The sequence below is a fragment of the Pseudomonas quasicaspiana genome (genome assembly GCF_021147825.1).
In the GTDB taxonomy this organism is placed as follows: Bacteria; Pseudomonadota; Gammaproteobacteria; order Pseudomonadales; family Pseudomonadaceae; genus Aquipseudomonas; species Aquipseudomonas quasicaspiana.
Map to the genome: position 1 here is coordinate 70,247 of NZ_JAGTPI010000016.1, position 17,527 is coordinate 87,773.

Annotated in this window: 15 protein-coding genes; 3 read left to right on the forward strand and 12 right to left on the reverse strand. The window is 58.2% G+C overall.

All coding sequences use genetic code 11. The features are described from left to right. Positions 1-102 precede the first annotated feature (102 nt). Positions 103-969: an oxygenase MpaB family protein gene (locus tag KDX30_RS12380; protein ID WP_122396782.1), complete on the reverse strand. Its 867-nt coding sequence runs from the start codon at positions 967-969 to the stop codon at positions 103-105. Between the two features lie 579 nt (positions 970-1,548). On the opposite strand from KDX30_RS12380, the gene KDX30_RS12385 reads away from it, so the two are divergent. Next, entirely contained in the window at positions 1,549-1,761 is a 213-nt protein-coding gene (locus tag KDX30_RS12385; RefSeq protein WP_122397528.1) for a DUF6124 family protein, read from the forward strand. Between the two features lie 178 nt (positions 1,762-1,939). Here the strand turns inward: KDX30_RS12385 and pgi are convergent, their stop codons facing one another. The 10 genes from pgi to dksA all read right to left on the reverse strand — a co-directional run bounded on the left by pgi (position 1,940) and on the right by dksA (position 14,847). Continuing rightward, positions 1,940-3,604, reverse strand: coding sequence for a glucose-6-phosphate isomerase (pgi, locus tag KDX30_RS12390; RefSeq protein WP_027900338.1), 1,665 nt, complete (start codon positions 3,602-3,604; stop codon positions 1,940-1,942). Between the two features lie 332 nt (positions 3,605-3,936). Beyond that, entirely contained in the window at positions 3,937-4,794 is an 858-nt protein-coding gene (panC, locus tag KDX30_RS12395; protein ID WP_122705465.1) for a pantoate--beta-alanine ligase, read from the reverse strand. After that, the gene (panB, locus tag KDX30_RS12400) at positions 4,791-5,591 is read right to left on the reverse strand and encodes a 3-methyl-2-oxobutanoate hydroxymethyltransferase (RefSeq protein WP_231675987.1); all 801 of its coding nucleotides are present in this window, start codon (positions 5,589-5,591) and stop codon (positions 4,791-4,793) included. Before panB ends, panC begins: the two co-directional genes overlap by 4 nt. 230 nt (positions 5,592-5,821) lie before the next feature. After that, positions 5,822-6,286, reverse strand: coding sequence for a 2-amino-4-hydroxy-6-hydroxymethyldihydropteridine diphosphokinase (folK, locus tag KDX30_RS12405; protein ID WP_080238132.1), 465 nt, complete (start codon positions 6,284-6,286; stop codon positions 5,822-5,824). Positions 6,287-6,310: 24 nt separating this feature from the next. Then, complete coding sequence (locus tag KDX30_RS12410; RefSeq protein WP_099268103.1) at positions 6,311-7,711, reverse strand: polynucleotide adenylyltransferase PcnB; 1,401 nt, start codon at positions 7,709-7,711, stop codon at positions 6,311-6,313. Positions 7,712-8,528: 817 nt separating this feature from the next. Further along, positions 8,529-9,956 (reverse strand): sigma-54-dependent transcriptional regulator, encoded by a 1,428-nt coding sequence (locus tag KDX30_RS12415; RefSeq protein WP_099268102.1) that lies wholly within the window; start codon positions 9,954-9,956, stop codon positions 8,529-8,531. A gap of 22 nt (positions 9,957-9,978) precedes the next feature. Next, positions 9,979-12,933, reverse strand: coding sequence for a sensor histidine kinase (locus tag KDX30_RS12420; RefSeq protein ID WP_027900344.1), 2,955 nt, complete (start codon positions 12,931-12,933; stop codon positions 9,979-9,981). Then, the gene (locus KDX30_RS12425) at positions 12,917-13,093 is read right to left on the reverse strand and encodes a hypothetical protein (RefSeq protein WP_003176118.1); all 177 of its coding nucleotides are present in this window, start codon (positions 13,091-13,093) and stop codon (positions 12,917-12,919) included. The genes KDX30_RS12420 and KDX30_RS12425 overlap by 17 nt, the downstream gene beginning before the upstream one ends. Positions 13,094-13,216: 123 nt before the next feature. After that, positions 13,217-14,104: a tRNA glutamyl-Q(34) synthetase GluQRS gene (gene gluQRS, locus KDX30_RS12430; RefSeq protein ID WP_231675989.1), complete on the reverse strand. Its 888-nt coding sequence runs from the start codon at positions 14,102-14,104 to the stop codon at positions 13,217-13,219. A gap of 299 nt (positions 14,105-14,403) precedes the next feature. Next, on the reverse strand, positions 14,404-14,847 hold the full coding sequence (gene dksA, locus KDX30_RS12435) for an RNA polymerase-binding protein DksA (protein WP_027900346.1): 444 nt from the start codon (positions 14,845-14,847) through the stop codon (positions 14,404-14,406). A 358-nt stretch (positions 14,848-15,205) separates the two neighbouring features. Here dksA and KDX30_RS12440 point away from each other — a divergent pair, with 358 nt between their 5' ends. Together KDX30_RS12440 and sfsA are read left to right on the forward strand one after the other, a co-directional pair. Then, positions 15,206-16,378 carry a pyridoxal phosphate-dependent aminotransferase gene (locus KDX30_RS12440; protein ID WP_231675992.1) on the forward strand — a complete coding sequence of 391 codons (1,173 nt, stop codon included), beginning with the start codon at positions 15,206-15,208 and terminating at the stop codon, positions 16,376-16,378. Next, positions 16,378-17,133: a DNA/RNA nuclease SfsA gene (gene sfsA / locus KDX30_RS12445; RefSeq protein ID WP_122397521.1), complete on the forward strand. Its 756-nt coding sequence runs from the start codon at positions 16,378-16,380 to the stop codon at positions 17,131-17,133. Before KDX30_RS12440 ends, sfsA begins: the two co-directional genes overlap by 1 nt. Here the strand turns inward: sfsA and KDX30_RS12450 are convergent. Next, positions 17,097-17,426, reverse strand: a complete 330-nt coding sequence (locus KDX30_RS12450) for a Rieske (2Fe-2S) protein (protein WP_049826942.1) — start codon at positions 17,424-17,426, stop codon at positions 17,097-17,099. The two genes, sfsA and KDX30_RS12450, sit on opposite strands and share 37 nt — an antisense overlap. Between the last annotated feature and the right edge of the window lie 101 nt (positions 17,427-17,527).

Genomic DNA, 17,527 nt, shown 5'->3' on the forward strand with positions numbered 1-17,527 from the left:
AGGCACATAGCAGACGGCCTGATTCGTTTTGATCAGAAGACATGTTGGCACAGAAGGCGGGAGAGCTTCCAACCGAGAACTGGGCAGTCTTGGTTTTGGCGATCAGAGGCCCATCCGCCGCTGCGCCCGATGAATCGACCCGTTGCGAACAGCCCAGCGCAACACCGGCGCGCTGCGCTTTACGCTTGCGCGGATCATGCGGCGCTGGAGTGCGGTCTGCTGCACGTCCAACATCTCGCTTGCCCAGTCCGGTAGCAGATCAATACCCGCCTGCATCATCAGTGCGCCCATGGGTTTGGCCAGCAGGCTTGGTGCGGGTGCGTTGAGCAGGATGCGCAGCACTTCCCGGCTGCGCTCGTCGCACAGTAATTGAGGGCGTATCTGTTTCAGGTACTCGGCAACTGCCCGGGCAGTGCGGGGCACGTTCCGGGCGCCGAGACGCTCTGCGATCACGGCGGTTTCGTCGTAGTACTTATCCTGATCTGCCAATGAAAGTTCAGGATTCAGGTAGCGAAGGTGCGCCGCGAGGAAGTTGCTGACTTCGGCTACGTGCACCCATGTCAGCAAATCCGGGTCGCTTGCGGCATAAGGTCGGCCATCCGGCGCGGTGCCGGTGACTTGCAAATGGATGGTCCTGACTTTATCGATCAACCAGTTGGCGTCGTGGGTAGAGCCGAACGTCGTGCCCGAAATGAACTGTCCGGTGCGCCGCAACCGGCCGAGCATGTCCTGACGAAAGTTGGAGTGATCCCACACGCCCGCCAGCGCCAGTGGGTGCAAGGCCTGCAGCATCAGAGCGCTGATGCCGCCAATCAACATGGAGGGGAAGTCCCCGTGTACTCGCCAGCAGACGGCGTCTGGCCCGAACAGACCCGGATCGCCCTTGGGATTTTCCAGATCGAGTTGGCCGAGAGATAAGCCCGTCAGGCTCATGACCTGGGTTTCGATACGACTGCGGATGAATTCCATTAGGGCTCTTTAACAACGCTTTCAGGAGTGGGTACACGCGTCAGCAGGGTGTGGGGCCGAATTTATTCGGGAAGGTGGTATTTCTGATCACGCAAATTCTTTGGATGTGCCGTCCCCATTCGCGAATGAATTCGCTCCCACATGAGATTCCATTTCAATTCGTGACGATGGTCGTGGTTGGACTCTTTAGCAGACCATGCCTCGCTTCGCTCTCTGGTTCAAGTTTTGTCGGCAATGCCGTAGATATCTGTTACCTGCGGTCACTAAATCCTTCAAATATAGGCCTGTTCCGACAGACTTCTCTCTTTCCTGTGAGTGAAGTTTCCTAGAAAATCCTGACCTCTTGCGTGGGTGGATTTTGCTCTCTAGGCTGCGCCGGTCACTGCTCATCAGTGATCGGGTTTAGCAGCCTGTTTCGCAATTTCTACGACGCGCTTTACCGCTTATGGCGGCTTTGCGTGGGGCACTTTCGAGTGCGCCGGTTTTGTAGGTTGCGCCGGTCTGCTAACCCGCGACAAAGCTGCCACCTCTTGTCTGTTTAGCAGCGAACATCCGGTGGCCCTAACGGGAGCAACCTGCATGAAAAAAGTAACACCGGATCCACCCAACATCTCTCTGGAAGAATCCCTGCTGCACGTCAGCGAACTCCTGCGTTGCGCTGCCGCGACGGCTTACGAGTCTGGTGACAGCCTCAATGGTCCGAAACGTGACCTGGCGTTTTCGGTGGTGCACTTGATCGGCATGGCCAGAACCGAACTGGATCGCTCGTTGGCGCGGGTTGAGTCAAGCTGAGTCTGGCCTGAAATGCTATTCCCTGTGGGAGCTGAGCTTCGTCTGGGCGGCATTCCGCGTGTACCTGATCAACCGAAGTGGCTGTTATCGCGGGCAAGCGCGCTCCTACAAGTGCTTAAAACACAAAACCCGCCGTCTCTTGCGAGAGCAGCGGGTCTGGGATGTCGCTTGAGGTCGATCAGCCGCGGTGGCGGCCGCGGAAGTAGTTGATCAGACCTTGAGTCGAAGCATCATCGGCTGGCGTTTCGGTGCCGCCGGTCAGGCGTTGGTAAACGGCTTTACCCATCTCCTTGCCCAGCTCCACGCCCCACTGGTCAAAGGCATTGATGCCCCAGACCACGCTTTGCACGAACACCTTGTGTTCATACATCGCCACCAGCGCACCCAGGCGACGAGGGCTGATGCGCTCGACCACCAAGGTGTTACTCGGACGGTTACCCGGAATGACCTTGTGCGGTGCAAGCTTTTGCACGTCTTCTTCGCTCAGGCCTTTGTCGCGCAATTCGGTTTCGGCTTCGGCGCGGGTCTTGCCAATCATCAGGGCCTGGCTCTGGGACAGGCAGTTGGCGTACAGCCACTGATGGTGATCGGACACCGGATTGAAGCTGACAATCGGTACGATGAAATCAGCCGGAATCAGTTGGGTGCCTTGATGCAGCAACTGGTGATAAGCATGCTGGCCATTGCAACCTACGCCGCCCCAGATTACCGGGCCAGTGTCGGTCAGCGCAGGCGTGCCGTCCTGACGAACGCTTTTGCCGTTGGACTCCATGTCCAACTGTTGCAAGTGCTTGGTGATGTTACGCAGGTAGTGATCGTACGGCAGGATCGCGTGGCTCTGCGCACCCCAGAAATTACCGTACCAGACGCCCAGCAAGCCCAGCAGCACCGGCATGTTCTGTTCGAACGGTGCGGTCAGGAAGTGCTGATCCATGGAATACGCGCCGGACAACAGCTCCTTGAAGTTGGACATGCCGATGGCCAGCGCAATAGGCAGACCAATGGCCGACCACAGCGAGTAACGACCGCCGACCCAGTCCCACATCGGGAAGATGTTCTCTTCGCGGATGCCAAACGCCACGGCTGCGGCGTTGTTGCTGGAAACAGCGATGAAGTGGCGATACAACTCGGCCTCGGAACCGCCTTGTGCCAGATACCAGGCACGCGCCGCGGTGGCGTTCTTGAGCGTTTCCAGGGTAGTGAAGGTCTTCGACGAAACGATGAACAGCGTCGTTTCAGCTCGAAGCTTCATGGTCAGTTCATGGAATTCACTGCCGTCGATGTTAGCCAGATAATGACAGCGCACGCCTTTCTGCGCGTAGGAAAGCAGCGCTTCAGACACCAGCTCAGGGCCGAGGAACGAGCCACCGATGCCGATGTTCACCACGTCGGTGATCGGCTTTTCGCTGTAACCGCGCCACAGACCATCGTGAATGCGGCCGACCAGATCGGTCATCTGGTTCAGCACTTTGTGCACATCCGGCATCACGTTGACGCCATTGACGTTCAGCTTGTCGCCCACCGGGCGGCGCAGCGCGGTGTGCAGCGCAGGGCGACCTTCGGAAGAGTTGACCAGTTCGCCGTCATATTGCGCCTTGATGGCGTCTTTGAGGCCTACTTCGTTGGCCAGCTTGACCAGCAGGTCACGTGTTTCGGCGTTGATCAGGTTTTTCGAGTAATCGAGAAACAGTCCGCAGCTGCTGAGGGTGAACTGGTCGAAACGCTGCGGATCAGCATTGAAGGCTTCGCGCATGCTGAAATCCTGCATGGCTTGGCGGTGTTGGTTGAGCGCTTGCCATGCAGGCAGAGCGGTCACGTCAGAAGGGGTGCGGTAGTACGCCATCGCTGCGGGTTTCCTTGTACTTGGAACTGGCTAAACACTGAAAGCGAAGATAAGCAGACTTTTTAATCGTGACACCAAGACTAAACATTATGTGCGGCTGTGTCTGCGCCTGAACTGCTCGGTGCCCGGTACTATTTCACATGTTGCTGTCTGTTGGATGAACAGACGATGAAACCGTTACGAATAGGGCATTGCGGGTGTGGCTAAGTTCATTGCCTGATTGCAGGCACCACCATTGTAGGAGCTGGCGAAGGCTTCGATTGCATTCAACCTGACACACCGCCATCGCAGACTTCGGCAGCTCCTACAAGAGAGCCTTCAAATCGTTGGCTTCAATGCTGCTCGCGGTTCAGATGCAGATTATCGATCAAACGGGTCTTGCCCAGAAAAGCCGCTGCCAGAATAACCAGATCGTCGTCCTGAGCCGTTGCAGGGCGCAGGCTGGTAGCTTCGCGGATTTCCAGATAGTCCGGGCGCAACCCTGCTGCTTCGAGCTGGCGCTTGCCGGCGTCCAGCAAGGTGACGAAATTTTTGTCGCCACTATCAACCGCTGCACCGATCTGCTGGATGACCTTGTAGAGCACAGGCGCAGTCGCGCGCTGTTCTTCATTGAGGTAACCGTTACGCGAGGACAGCGCCAGGCCATCGTCGGCGCGCACGGTCGGCTCACCAATGATCTGGATCGGCATGTTCAGGTCGCGAACCAGCGCACGAATGACCGCCAGTTGCTGAAAGTCTTTTTCACCGAACACCGCCAGATCAGGCTGGACCATGTTGAACAGCTTGCTGACCACCGTTGACACGCCATCGAAATGGCCGGGACGACTGGCGCCGCACAGACCTTCAGAGATAACCGGCACGCTGACCACGGTCTGATCCTTCATGCCATGGGGATACATCTCTTCGACGTTGGGCGTAAACAGCAAATGACAGCCAGCCTCAAGCAGCTTTTCCTGATCGGCAGCCAGGGTGCGAGGGTAGGTCGCCAGGTCTTCGTTGGGGCCGAACTGCATGGGGTTGACGAAAATAGTCGCTACCACGAAGTCCGCGCGCTGCGCTGCTTTGGTGACCAGGGCCGCATGGCCGCTGTGCAGGTTGCCCATGGTCGGCACCAGGCCGATCCGCTTGCCTTCACTGCGGGCGCGAGCGATGGCAGCGCGTAATTCGCGTACGGTTTTTACTGTGTTCATGCCGAGAATCCGTGTTCAGTGCCGGGGAAGCTGACGTCTTTGACGGCGCCGACATAAGCGCGCAATGCCGCCTGGATGTCAGGCTGGCCGACCATGAAGTTCTTCACGAACTTGGGCACGCGTCCGGTAATGGAAAGGCCAAGCATGTCGTGCATGACAAGCACCTGGCCGTCAGTGGCGCTGCCCGCACCAATGCCGATGACCGGGATTTTCACGGCATGGCTGATTTCCTGAGCCAGTTCGCTCGGCACGCATTCCAGCAAGAGCATTGCCGCACCGGACTGTTCCAGAGTGATGGCGTCTGCACGCATTTGCCGCGCCTGGGTTTCCAGACGACCCTGAACCTTGTAACCGCCCAGCACATTGACCGATTGCGGAGTCAGGCCCATGTGCGCACAGACCGGGATACCGCGGTCTGCCAACAGACGAATCGACTCCGCTAGCCATGCTGCGCCTTCAATCTTGACCATGTGCGCACCGGCCTGCATCAGCGCAGCGCTGTTGGCGTAGGTTTGCTCAAGGGTGGCGTAGGACATGAAAGGCAGATCGGCCATGATCAGCGCGCCCTGATTACCGCGTTTCACGCTCGCGACGTGATAGGTCATGTCAGCGGTGGTCACGGGCAGTGTGCTGTCATGCCCTTGCAGGACCATGCCCAACGAGTCGCCGACCAGCAGCACTTCGACGCCTGCTTCGCTGGCGGCATGGGCAAAGGTCGCGTCATAGCACGTCAGCATGGTGATCTTTTCACCTTTCTGCTTGAGAGCCTGCAACGACGTTACGGTGATATCTGGCATGGAAAAGTCCTCTGTCAGGCGCGGTGAACACTACGGCGAGCGGCTCGTGAATTCATCCGTTTCAGGCAGGCACACCGTCATGTGCGGTGTTTAAAAGCAGCCGGCTTGCGCCCATAAGCCAGCGAACAGGCTGGCGGGACGCCTATCTTCGTGACGAGGGGGGATTAAGTCAATTGCCTGTGTTACCGGTGAGTTACCGGTTGAGCACTGTGTTACCGGGCATCTGGCTATTACGCCTGTGGCACTAAACGCTCAATGCCTTCAAACGGGCAGCGGGTCAGCAATTTGCTCAGGGAGCGACCATCGGCCAGTTGCAGATCCGGCGCAAGTTCGGCCAGTGGGTAGAGCACGAAAGCCCGGGCCTGCATGTGGTAATGCGGCACTTTGAGACGGGGTTCGTCGATCAATCGCTCACCGAATACCAGAATGTCGAGGTCCAGTGTGCGTGGGCCCCAACGCTCGGTGCGTTCACGGCCTTGATCCAGCTCGATAGCCTGTAGCGCGTCGAGCAGGGCAAGCGGTTCGAGGGTGGTGTCCAGCGCTGCAACGGCGTTGGTGTAACGCGGCTGATTGGGCAGCAGCGAGTCACTTACATAGAAGGAAGAGACACCGACCCACTGGCTCTGCGGCAACCTGGCCAATGCCCTGATGGCATGACGCAGTTGCTCGGCGGGGGCAGCCAGATTACTGCCCATGCCTATATAGACGCGTTCCACGTGTTACTCGCCCGATGCGGCCGGTTCGCCACCGGCACGTTTGCGTTTGGCGCCACTGCTGCGGCGACGTTTGCGCGGGGCACCCGCTTCGGGCTTGCTGCCGAGCTCGCTGATCATCGTGCGACGTTCGCTGTCGTTGGCGTCCTGGTAATCAGTCCACCATTCGCCCAGGCCATCGGTTTCTTCGCCCGCGCTTTCACGCAGCAGCAGGAAGTCGTAACCGGCCCGGAAGCGTGGATTGTCGAGCAACAGGTCGGCGCGCTTGCCGGAGCGGCGCGGCAGACGTTCCTGCATGTCCCAGATTTCCCGAATCGGCATGGTGAAGCGCTTCGGAATCGCAATACGCTGGCACTGCTCGATGATCAGCTCGTTGGCCGCTTCCTGCATGGCAGGGATCGGCGGCATGCCGCGTTCCTGCAGGCGCAGCACTTTGGCTGGCAGCGCAGGCCACAGCAAGGCTGCGAACAAGAATGCCGGCGTTACCGGCTTGTTCTGCTTGATACGCAGGTCAGTGTTGCGCAACGCCTGGCTGATCAGCGTGTGGGTGTAGGTCGGACGGTATTCCAGAGACTGGGAGCTGGCCGGGAACAACGGGTCGAACAGTTCCAGGTCCACCAGCATTTCGAAGGTGGGTTCGGCGTAGCCGGACAGGAACAGTTTGAGCACTTCTTCGAATAGACGTGCCGACGGAATATCACGCAGCATCGGTGCCAGCGGACGAATCGGCGTGGCGCTGTGCTTCTCGATGCCGAAGTCCAGCTTGGCGGCGAAACGCACGGCGCGCAGCATGCGGACCGGGTCTTCCTTGTAACGCTGCTCCGGATCGCCAATCAGGCGGATCAGGCGATTGCGAATGTCGTGCACGCCGTTGGCGTAATCGAGGATGCGCTCGCTGACCGGGTCGTAATACAGGGCGTTGATCGTGAAATCGCGGCGCTGGGCATCGTCTTCAAGGGTGCCGTAAACGTTGTCACGCAGAATCCGGCCGCTTTCGTTACGCGAAGACTGGTTGCTGTCCTCTTCTTCATCATCTTGGGGATGATTGGCGCGGAACGTCGCCACCTCGATGATTTCACGACCGAAGTGGATGTGAACCAGCTTGAAACGACGGCCGATGATACGGGCGTTACGGAACTCAGCACGGACCTGCTCCGGCGTGGCGCTGGTGGCGACGTCGAAATCCTTGGGCGTGATGTTCAGCATCAGGTCGCGAACGCAGCCGCCGACGAGATAAGCCTGATAGCCCGCATTTTGCAGACGCTCAACGATATTCACCGCATAACGGCTGAATTGGCCGCGTTGCAGCGAGTGTTGGCTGCTGTTGAGCACTTCAGGCGTGCTGCGGATATGTTGCTGCGGTTTACGCAGTGGAGTACGAAATGACTGGAACAGCTTCTTCAGCATGGGATGCACTGTTTGAAGGAATATTCGGCCATAAATGAGGAATGACCGCATGATGGGCGGGGATTCTAGCATTTAGTCAGGGGATGGTGTAGGAAGCTGCGCGTTCAGCAAACAGAACCCCAACAGGAGGGCGCTTGCCCGCGATGAACGATGACTCGGTGTGCCTGCGAGACCGCGGCGCCTGAATCGCGGGCAAGCGCGCTCCTACAGATGAGATATCTCGTTTCAATCAGGGGGGAGTGAGGAAGTTTTCTTCAGAAGCTACTGGGGGAGCCGAAGCTCCCCCAAAGTGTGTGCTCTTATTTTTATTTTGACTGTGGGCTTCTTGTTTTTGTTGAGTGCCCATTCACGAGACTTTCGTCTGTGAAACCTCCCAATCGGGAGTCAAGAGCAAACGGATTGCTTTGGTCGCTGTGTTGCAATGATCATTCGATCCAACCAGTTCAGGCGCTACCTAAGGGTAGTTTTTGTTGTTCTCGGCCTGGTTGCGGGGCAAGCCCCAAATACAACGCCTCTCCAAAAGAATCAGTTAGCTGCGCCTCCGCCGTGTTGTTCTTGTTATGCGTGAGTCGATTCGTATTGTTTTTATTATGGTGTTTAGCACTGCGTGTTTTTGTTGTTCTTGTACTGGATATATAGCAGGAGCTGTGCCAACTTTTGAAAACCCTTTAAAACCGGGGGCTGTAGCGGTTTGGCTGTTTTGCCGACACAAAAAAGCCGGGGTTTTCGTTACCGTAAACCCCGGCTTTTGTTACGTGCATCGTGTGAAGGTAACAGTTTCTGGCCTGACCGGAAGGCGCAGGCCAGAGCCTTGTGGTCAGGTTTCGCTGGCAACGCCCTTGCGGCGAGGAATGCCCAGGCGCTGACGGCGTTCCCACAGGCATTTACGACTCACGCCCAGTTTGCGCGCCAGCTCGGTCTCGGTCATGTGGTCCTGATGCTCAAGAACGAAGTGCTGGAAGTAATCTTCCAGAGACAGGTCTTCCGTGGGCTCATGGCTGGTGGAGCTGGACGAGCCTTGCTGCGGGGCGAGGCCGATGAAGTCGTCGTCCAGATCGCTCAACTCGATGTCGATGCCCAGCAATTCGGCAGAGATTTCCGGGCTTTCACACAGAATGACCGCTCGCTCCACGGCGTTTTCAAGCTCACGCACGTTACCGGGCCAGGTGTACTGGCGAATGGCGAGCTCTGCGTCGGGGGCGAATCGCAGGTCGTTACGACCGGCTTTCAGGCTTTGACGGGTCAGGAAGGCGCGGGCGATATCCAGTACGTCGTTACCGCGCTCGCGCAATGCCGGGAGCTTCAAGGCAATGACATGCAGACGGTAATAAAGGTCTTCGCGGAACTGGCCGACTTTGGCCAGGCTTTTCAGGTCCCGGTGGGTTGCCGCGATCAGGCGGACATCCACTTTCTGTGATTGCACGGAGCCCACGCGACGAATTTCGCCTTCCTGCAGCACGCGCAACAGGCGCGCCTGGGCTTCCAGCGGCAGTTCGCCGATTTCGTCGAGGAACAGTGTGCCGCCATCTGCCGCTTCCACAAGTCCGGCACGACCGGCGCTTGCGCCAGTGAACGCGCCTTTTTCGTGGCCGAACAGTTCGGACTCGATCAGGGTTTCCGGAATCGCCGCGCAGTTGACCGAAATCATCGGTGCCTTGGCGCGACGCGACAGGTTGTGCAGGGCACGCGCCACCAACTCTTTACCCGTTCCTGATTCACCCTGAATCAGCACGTTCGAATCGGTAGGGGCGACCTTACGAATTTTGCTGTAGAGATCCTGCATGGGGCCGCAGGAGCCGATGATGCCGATTTCGCCGTTGCTGTTATCCGCGCCCGCTTTATCCGGGCTTGCCGCTTTGGCCGCGGTGCGATCAGCCTGAATGCTTTGCACGGTCTGGCGATCACGCAGTATGCGCGCAACCGCTTGGAGCATTTCGTCGTGATCGAACGGCTTGGCGATGTAATCGACAGCGCCCATTTTCATGGAGTCGACAGCCGAGCGCAGACTCGCATAGCTGGTCATGATCAGCACCGGTTTGCCCTCGCCAAGCTTTATCAGCTCAGTACCGGGAGCCCCGGGCAAGCGCAAATCGCTGACGATCAGATCGAACGAGGGAATGCTGAAACGTTCCTGGGCTTCCTGCACCGAACCTGCTTCGCTGACCTGATACTGGTTACGTTCCAGCAGGCGACGCAGGGCGGAGCGGATTATGGTTTCGTCTTCGACGATCAGAATATGGGGCATTTATTCAATTCTCTCGACGGGCTCAGTTCACGGCGGACGTCGCTTCGACATGGCGCGGAAGTGTTACCCGAATACGGGTACCGCGCTCGTGCTCGGTATCAACCGGGCTGTCGATGGTGATCTGTCCATAATGCTCTTCAACGATGGAATAGACCAGCGCGAGGCCCAGTCCGGTCCCTTCACCCGGGTCCTTGGTGGTGAAGAACGGTTCAAACAATCGATCCATGATTGCCTTGGGAATTCCACTGCCTTCGTCTTCTACGATCAGATCGACAGTGTGTTCGGATGCTTCGCTCCTGACCCTGACTGCGCTGCCTGCCGGCGAGGCGTCACGGGCGTTGGAGAGCAGGTTGATCAGTACCTGAGCAAGCCGTTGCGGGTCGCCATCGACCCAGTGCTCGGGGTTGCACAGATTATAGAACTGGACTTCGAAATTACGTCGGTTCAGGGCAAGCAAACCAATAGCGTCCTGTGCCACTTCAGCCAGACAGACAGCTTCGTCCGAGTGCTGATGGCTGCCTGCGTGGGCGAAACTCATCAGCGATTGCACGATGCGTGAAACGCGTTTGGTCTGTTCGAGAATCTGGCTGCTGATTTCCTTCAACTCGCCATCTTCTTCGCGCTCTTCGCGCAGGTTTTGCGCAAGGCAGGCAATGCCGGTGATCGGGTTGCCGATTTCGTGAGCCACACCGGCGGCCAGGCGACCGATGCTCGCAAGGCGTTCGGAATGCACCAGCTTGTCCTCGAGCATCTGCGTTTCAGTCAGGTCCTCAACCAGCAACACCAGCCCGCTGTTACCCGGTGCCAATGGTTCGTCGATCGCAGCTTTGTGCAGGTTCAGCCAGCGGATTTGGCCATCCAGTGGCAGGCGTTGTTTGTGCAAGTGTTCGTCGGGCAAATTAATGAAGCCGCTCAATAATTCTTTCCAGGGTTCACCGATGGTCTCGAGCCGTGAGCCAACGACGCGCTTGGCAGCAATCCCGGTGAGCTCTTCCATGGCCTTGTTCCACATCAGGATCTCCTGATCCTTGGCCAGCGAGCACACACCCATCGGCAATTCCTGAAGCGTTTGCCGGTGATAGCGGCGCAGGGCATCCAGTTCGGCTGCCAGACCGGTGAGGCGCGAGTGGTAATCCTCAAGCCGGCTTTCAATAAAGTGAATGTCTTCGGTGACATAGTTTTCGCCGCTGGACTTATAGGGCAGGAATGTTTCAACCATGTCCTGCGCCACGCTGGGGCCCATCAAGCCGGAAAGATTGGCCTCGATTCTGTCCCTTAAACGCCGCAAGGCGTAAGGCCGACGTTCGTCGAATGGCAGGTAGAGATCGCGCAGGGCCTGTTCGACTTCCTTCTGCGCGGCCTTCGCACCCAAAGGTTTGGCCAGTTGCGTGGCGAATTCCTGAGGGGATACGGCGTGCAGCTCGCGGCGCTGCGGGCGACGAACGTTATCCACCGCACAGGCCTCGGCAGCACTGGCTTCTTCGGGGCTCGGGTTGCTGAACAGTGAGATCAGGGTGAACACCAGTACGTTGGCGGCCAGCGAAGCAATGGCCGCCATGTGCCAGCTGGTGTCGTCCAGCACGTAAATCATGTTCAGCAGCGGAATGTAGAAGCCCCGGAAGTCACCAATCAGTGGCAACAACATGCTGACGATCCAGACGCTGATACCCGCCAGCAATCCGGCGATAAACCCTCTGCGATTGGCGGCGGGCCAATACAGCACGGACAGCACGCCCGGCAGGAATTGCAGAGTCGCGACAAAAGCAACGATGCCCAGATTGGCCAGATCCTGTTGCGCGCCCAGCAGCAGATAGAAGCCGTAACCGGCCATGATGATCGCCACAATCAGCGCGCGGCGGGTCCACTTCAGCCAGCGATAGATATTGCCTTCGGCTGGCGGTTGATAAAGCGGCAGCACCAGGTGGTTCAGCGCCATGCCGGACAGCGCCAGTGTCGTCACGATGATCAAACCGCTGGCGGCAGACAAACCACCGACATAGGCCAGCAACGCCAGTGACTTGCTGTTGACCGCGATGCCAATGCCCAGGGTGAAGAACTCGGGGCTGGTGGTAGCGCCCAGTTTGAGCCCCGCCCACAGAATCAGCGGCACCGCCAGGCTCATCAACAATAGAAACAGCGGCAGGCCCCAGCTGGCGCTGACCAGTGCGCGCGGGTTGAGGTTCTCGGTAAAGGTCATGTGGTACATGTGCGGCATGACGATGGCTGACGCGAAGAACACCAGCAGCAACGTGCGCCACGGACCTTCCTGCAAAGGCGTATGCAAGGCGGCGAGGGCGGTCTGGTTTTGCAGCAGCCACAGCTCAAGTTGCTGCGGACCGTCGAACACGCCATACAGGGCATATAGACCGATACTGCCAATGGCCACGAGTTTGATCACCGACTCGAAGGCAATCGCGAATACCAGACCCTCATGTTTTTCGCGGGTGGCGATATGACGCGAACCGAAGAAAATCGTGAACAGGGTAATCAGCGCACAAAACGCGATAGCGACGCGATCCTGCACGGGCTCGCGGGTCAGGATGCCAATCGAGTCGGCCACCGCCTGGATTTGCAGCGCCAGGAGCGGTAGCACCCCAATCAACATGAAGATCGTGGTCAGCGCGCCTGCCCAGGTGCTGCGAAAGCGGAACGCGAACAGATCCGCCAGAGACGACAGTTGGTAGGTGCGAGTGATGCGCAGGATCGGATAGAGCAAAACGGGGGCCAGCAGAAAGGCGCCGGATACGCCGAGATAACTGGAAAGGAAGCCGTAACCGTACTGGTACGCCAGGCCGACCGTGCCGTAGAAGGCCCAAGCGCTGGCGTAAACACCCAGAGACAAGGTGTATGTCAGCGGGTGACGGATGATCCAGCGCGGGATGACGCCGCGTTCGCTGATCCACGCGACGCCAAACAGCACAAGCAGATAAGCGGCGCTGACCAGAATCATCTGGGTCAGGCTAAAGCTCATCGGCATCTTTTTGACTCTGCAGAATGAAGGTCACCACGATCAGGATCAGCCATAGCAGGTAAGGCCGATACCACGCGCCGGTGGCGTCGATCCACCAATCCATGATGGCCGGCGAAAACAGATAAATGCCGACTACCAGCAACAGGACCAAGCGGTAAATATACATTTGGCCTCCTTCACGATTCATTCGCGTTGCGGCAGTTGAGGAGCGGCATGGTAACGGATGGCGGGCAACCTGCAAGTGTCGCGTAAGCTGCCATCCATGCCAGTTTGCGGCGAGCGCTCTATCTCAGTCTATCCGGGCTTCTTCAAGGTTCCGTACGCGCGGAATGGCGGAAACGTTCCAGCGCTCGATTGCCCATTTCAGAACCTCCTGGGGCGTGCCGTAAGCGAGCGCCGATTCTGGTTCCTGGCCGAGTGCGCGCAAGGCTCGCAACAACAGTGGAATTGCCTGATCGGCCTCCAGTGGCGGCGAGCGGTAGCTTTTCCCCAGCTTGTTACCGTCGGGCTGGGTGATGAGTGGCACATGCAGATAACGTGGCTGTGGTACGCCGAGCAATTCCTGGAGGTACAGCTGGCGCGGCGTGGAGTCGAGCAGGTCGGCACCTCGGACAATATCGGTCACACCCTGCAGGGCGTCGTCGATGACGACCGCCAGTTGATACGCGTAAAACCCGTCGCGACGACGGATCACAAAGTCTCCCACCTCACGGCCAAGGTGTTGCTGAAACTGGCCTTGCACACGGTCCTCAAACCGGTACAGCAGTTCGGGTACGCGAATGCGGATGGCTGCGTTATCGGGGGAGTGTCCGGCATTTCTGCAGGTGCCCGGGTAAACACCCTGAAAGGGTTCGAGCTGTTTGCGCGAGCAGGTACACGCATAAGCAAGACCGTGACTGAACCAGCGATTGATGATTTCCTGATAGGCATCGTGGCGATGACTTTGGGTAACCAGTTGTCCATCCCATTCAAAGCCATAGCGTTCGAGCGTTTCAAGAATTGCCCGTTGTGCGCCCGCGACTTCCCGCGGTGGATCGAGGTCTTCCATGCGCATCAACCACTGCCCACCCACTGAGCGCGCGTCGAGATAAGACGCCAGCGCCGCGACCAGTGAGCCGAAGTGCAGATAACCGCTGGGCGTTGGCGCAAAGCGCCCGATGTAGGAGGGGGATTTCATGGGGCGGATGTTACTGGAGATTGGGGTTTGCTTCGAGACTGAAAAGACGCCAAACCTTCAGGAGACTTTATATATGCCTGCGTCCGTTCACCTGTTGGAGCGAGGCTTGCCCGCGAATCAGGCGCTGCGGTGTATCAGCTTTACCGAGTAATCGTTCTTCGCGGGCAAGCCTCGCTCCAACAGAAGAGCGCAACCCCAGAGGGTGAGCATTCCAATTCAATCGATGTGGTGGTGGGGGGACCTCAAAAACAACAAAGGACGCCGAAGCGTCCTTTGTGTCTGCAAGGTTGCGGGTCGTGTTACTTGCCGACCTGCTTTTCCTTGATTTCTGCCAATGTCTTGCAGTCGACGCACTGGTCGGCTGTCGGACGGGCTTCGAGGCGGCGGATGCCGATCTCTACGCCGCAGGATTCGCACCAGCCGTATTCTTCGTCTTCGATCAGTTGCAGCGTCTTGTCGATCTTTTTGATCAGTTTGCGTTCGCGATCACGAGCACGCAGTTCAAGGCTGAACTCTTCTTCCTGGCTGGCACGGTCGGCCGGATCAGGAAAGTTCGCAGCTTCGTCCTTCATGTGAGTCATGGTGCGATCAACTTCCTTCATCAACTGCTGTTTCCAGTTGGTGAGGATTTTTGTGAAGTGTTCGCGCATGGGCTTGCCCATGTACTCCTCACCCTTACTGCTTTCGTAAGGCTTGAAGTCACCGTCCAGCTGGTTGGTCTGCTGCTTTTCTTGGGTGGGCATGAATGGACCGCCTCTCACTCTTTAATCCATTGCGCAGGAAAATATCCATCACCGGCACCTGCCGGCCCTGCGGCTGCAAGCGGGCGAACTTACCAGATCGAATCGGAGCGCGCTACTCCCGGTTGTCGAGCGTGCATTCGAGCTGGGCGGTGAATGGCCGTTGCTACAGACGCAAGGCTGATTAAAACGTTCAACGCCTTGAGAGGATCACACTCTTTTCAATGGCTTATTGCTCACCATCCATTGTTTTTCGGGGTTTATTAACTTTCCTGTAGGGGCGGGTGCTTGGGTAGAATCGCTCATCACTTTTCGCATGCCTGACAGGCATCCGACCTCGATCAGATTTAAAGGAAGGTCAATGGCTCAGCCCTACAGCGCGCGCAGTCGCGCCATCGAACCCTTTCATGTCATGGCGCTGCTGGCGCGTGCCAACGAGCTGCAGGCCGCCGGGCATGACGTGATTCATCTGGAGATTGGCGAGCCCGACTTCACGACGGCCGAGCCCATTATTGCGGCTGGACAGGCTGCGTTGGCGGCCGGTAAAACCCGTTACACCGCAGCTCGCGGCCTGCCTGAATTGCGCGAAGCCATTGCCGGGTTTTATGCCCGGCGTTATGGCGTGACCGTCGACCCTGGCCGGATTCTGGTCACGCCTGGCGGTTCCGGCGCGCTGCTGCTTGCCAGCAGTTTGTTGGTCGACCCCGGTAAGCACTGGCTGCTGGCGGACCCCGGTTACCCGTGTAACCGGCATTTTCTGCGCCTTGTAGAAGGCGCGGCGCAATTGGTGCCGGTCGGTCCTCAGGAGCGTTATCAACTTACCCCGGATCTGGTGGCAAGGCATTGGGATAAAGACAGTGTCGGCGCGTTGGTAGCATCGCCTGCAAACCCGACGGGTACATTGTTGAGTCGCGATGAATTGGCCGGGCTTTCCTCGGCGCTCAAGGCGCGGAACGGTCATCTGGTAGTGGACGAGATTTACCACGGCCTGACGTACGGCACCGATGCAGCCAGCGTGCTGGAAGTCGACGATGACGCATTCGTACTGAATAGTTTTTCGAAATATTTCGGCATGACCGGATGGCGTCTTGGGTGGCTGGTCGCGCCTCACGATGCGGTCGCTGATCTGGAAAAGCTGGCTCAGAATCTTTACATCAGTGCGCCAAGCATGGCGCAGTACGCTGCGCTTGCCTGCTTCGAGCCGCAGACGCTGGAAATCCTTGAGCAGCGCCGTACCGAGTTTGGCTTGCGCCGGGATTACCTGTTACCGGCTTTGCGCGAGTTGGGCTTCGGTATCGCGGTTGAGCCAGAAGGCGCGTTCTATCTGTATGCCGACATCGCCGCGTTCGGGGGCGATGCCTACTCGTTTTGCCAGCACTTCCTTGAAACCGAGCACGTTGCAATCACGCCGGGACTGGACTTCGGGCGCTTCCAGGCGGGGCACCATGTGCGTTTCGCCTACACCCAGAGCCTGCCGCGTTTGCAGGAGGCGGTTGAGCGAATTGCTCGCGGGCTAAGGAGCTGGCAAGGCTGATGCATTTTTCTCCGAAGCTTGAACAAGGTGTGCTGTTGCTGCGCTACAAGCGCTTTCTCGCGGACATTCAAACCGACAGCGGTGAGCTGCTGACCATCCATTGCCCCAATACCGGCTCGATGTTCAATTGCATGATGCCGGGCGGGCGTGTGTGGTTCAGCCGCTCCAATGACCCAAAGCGCAAGTTGCCGGGCACCTGGGAAATCAGCGAAACCCCACAGGGACGCCTGGCGTGTGTCAACACCGGACGTGCCAACACCCTGGTAGAAGAAGCGTTGCGCGCCGGGGTGATCACCGAGTTGAACGGCTTTACCGCTCTCAAGCGCGAAGTAGCCTATGGTCAGGAAAAAAGCCGGGTGGATTTCCGCCTTGATTACCCTCAGGGGCCGGCTTACGTAGAGGTCAAAAGTGTCACCCTGGGTTTTGACGGCTCTGCGGTGGCGGCGTTTCCGGATGCGGTCACCCTGCGTGGCGCACGACACTTGCGGGAATTGGCGAACCTGGCGCGTGAGGGGGTACGTGCCGTGTTGTTGTATTGCGTGAACCTGACCGACATCGAAGCCGTGCGGCCTGCGGAGGAAGTAGACCCAGGCTACGCTGCTGCATTGCGCGAGGCGGTTGCGGCGGGTGTTGAGGTCTTGGCGTATGGCGTGCAGTTGACGCCTGAAGAAATCTTCATTGATCGGCCCTTGCAGCTTCGCTGGGCAAAAGAGCCTGATCAGTTGCCGCCGGGTATGTCGATCCAGATGCCTTGATGGTCTTCGTGGCTGGTAATTCCGGTCAGAGATCTTCCTTCACAGGGGCCTGCGACGCATTCGCCGCTTTCAATCAGGAACAAGGCTCCATGAGTGGCGCAGTGAATCAGGCTTGCGCTGGGGTCCAGAAACTGGTCCGGCTGCCATTCCAGCGGTACGCCACGATGCGGGCAGCGGTTGTCATAGACGAACACCTGCCCGTTACGCCTTGTGGCAAACAGCTTGCGACCATTGATTTCAAAACCGCGGCTTTGGGCTTCCGGCAGCTGATCTCCGGTGCAGAGCAATTTCACCTGGGCCTCCGTTGGGGCTCGTGACGTTGGTTCTCAGGTGGCAAATTGTGGCAGTTCTTTCCGGGGTTGGGGGATATCTTTAGATGCTGCGCAAGCGGTGC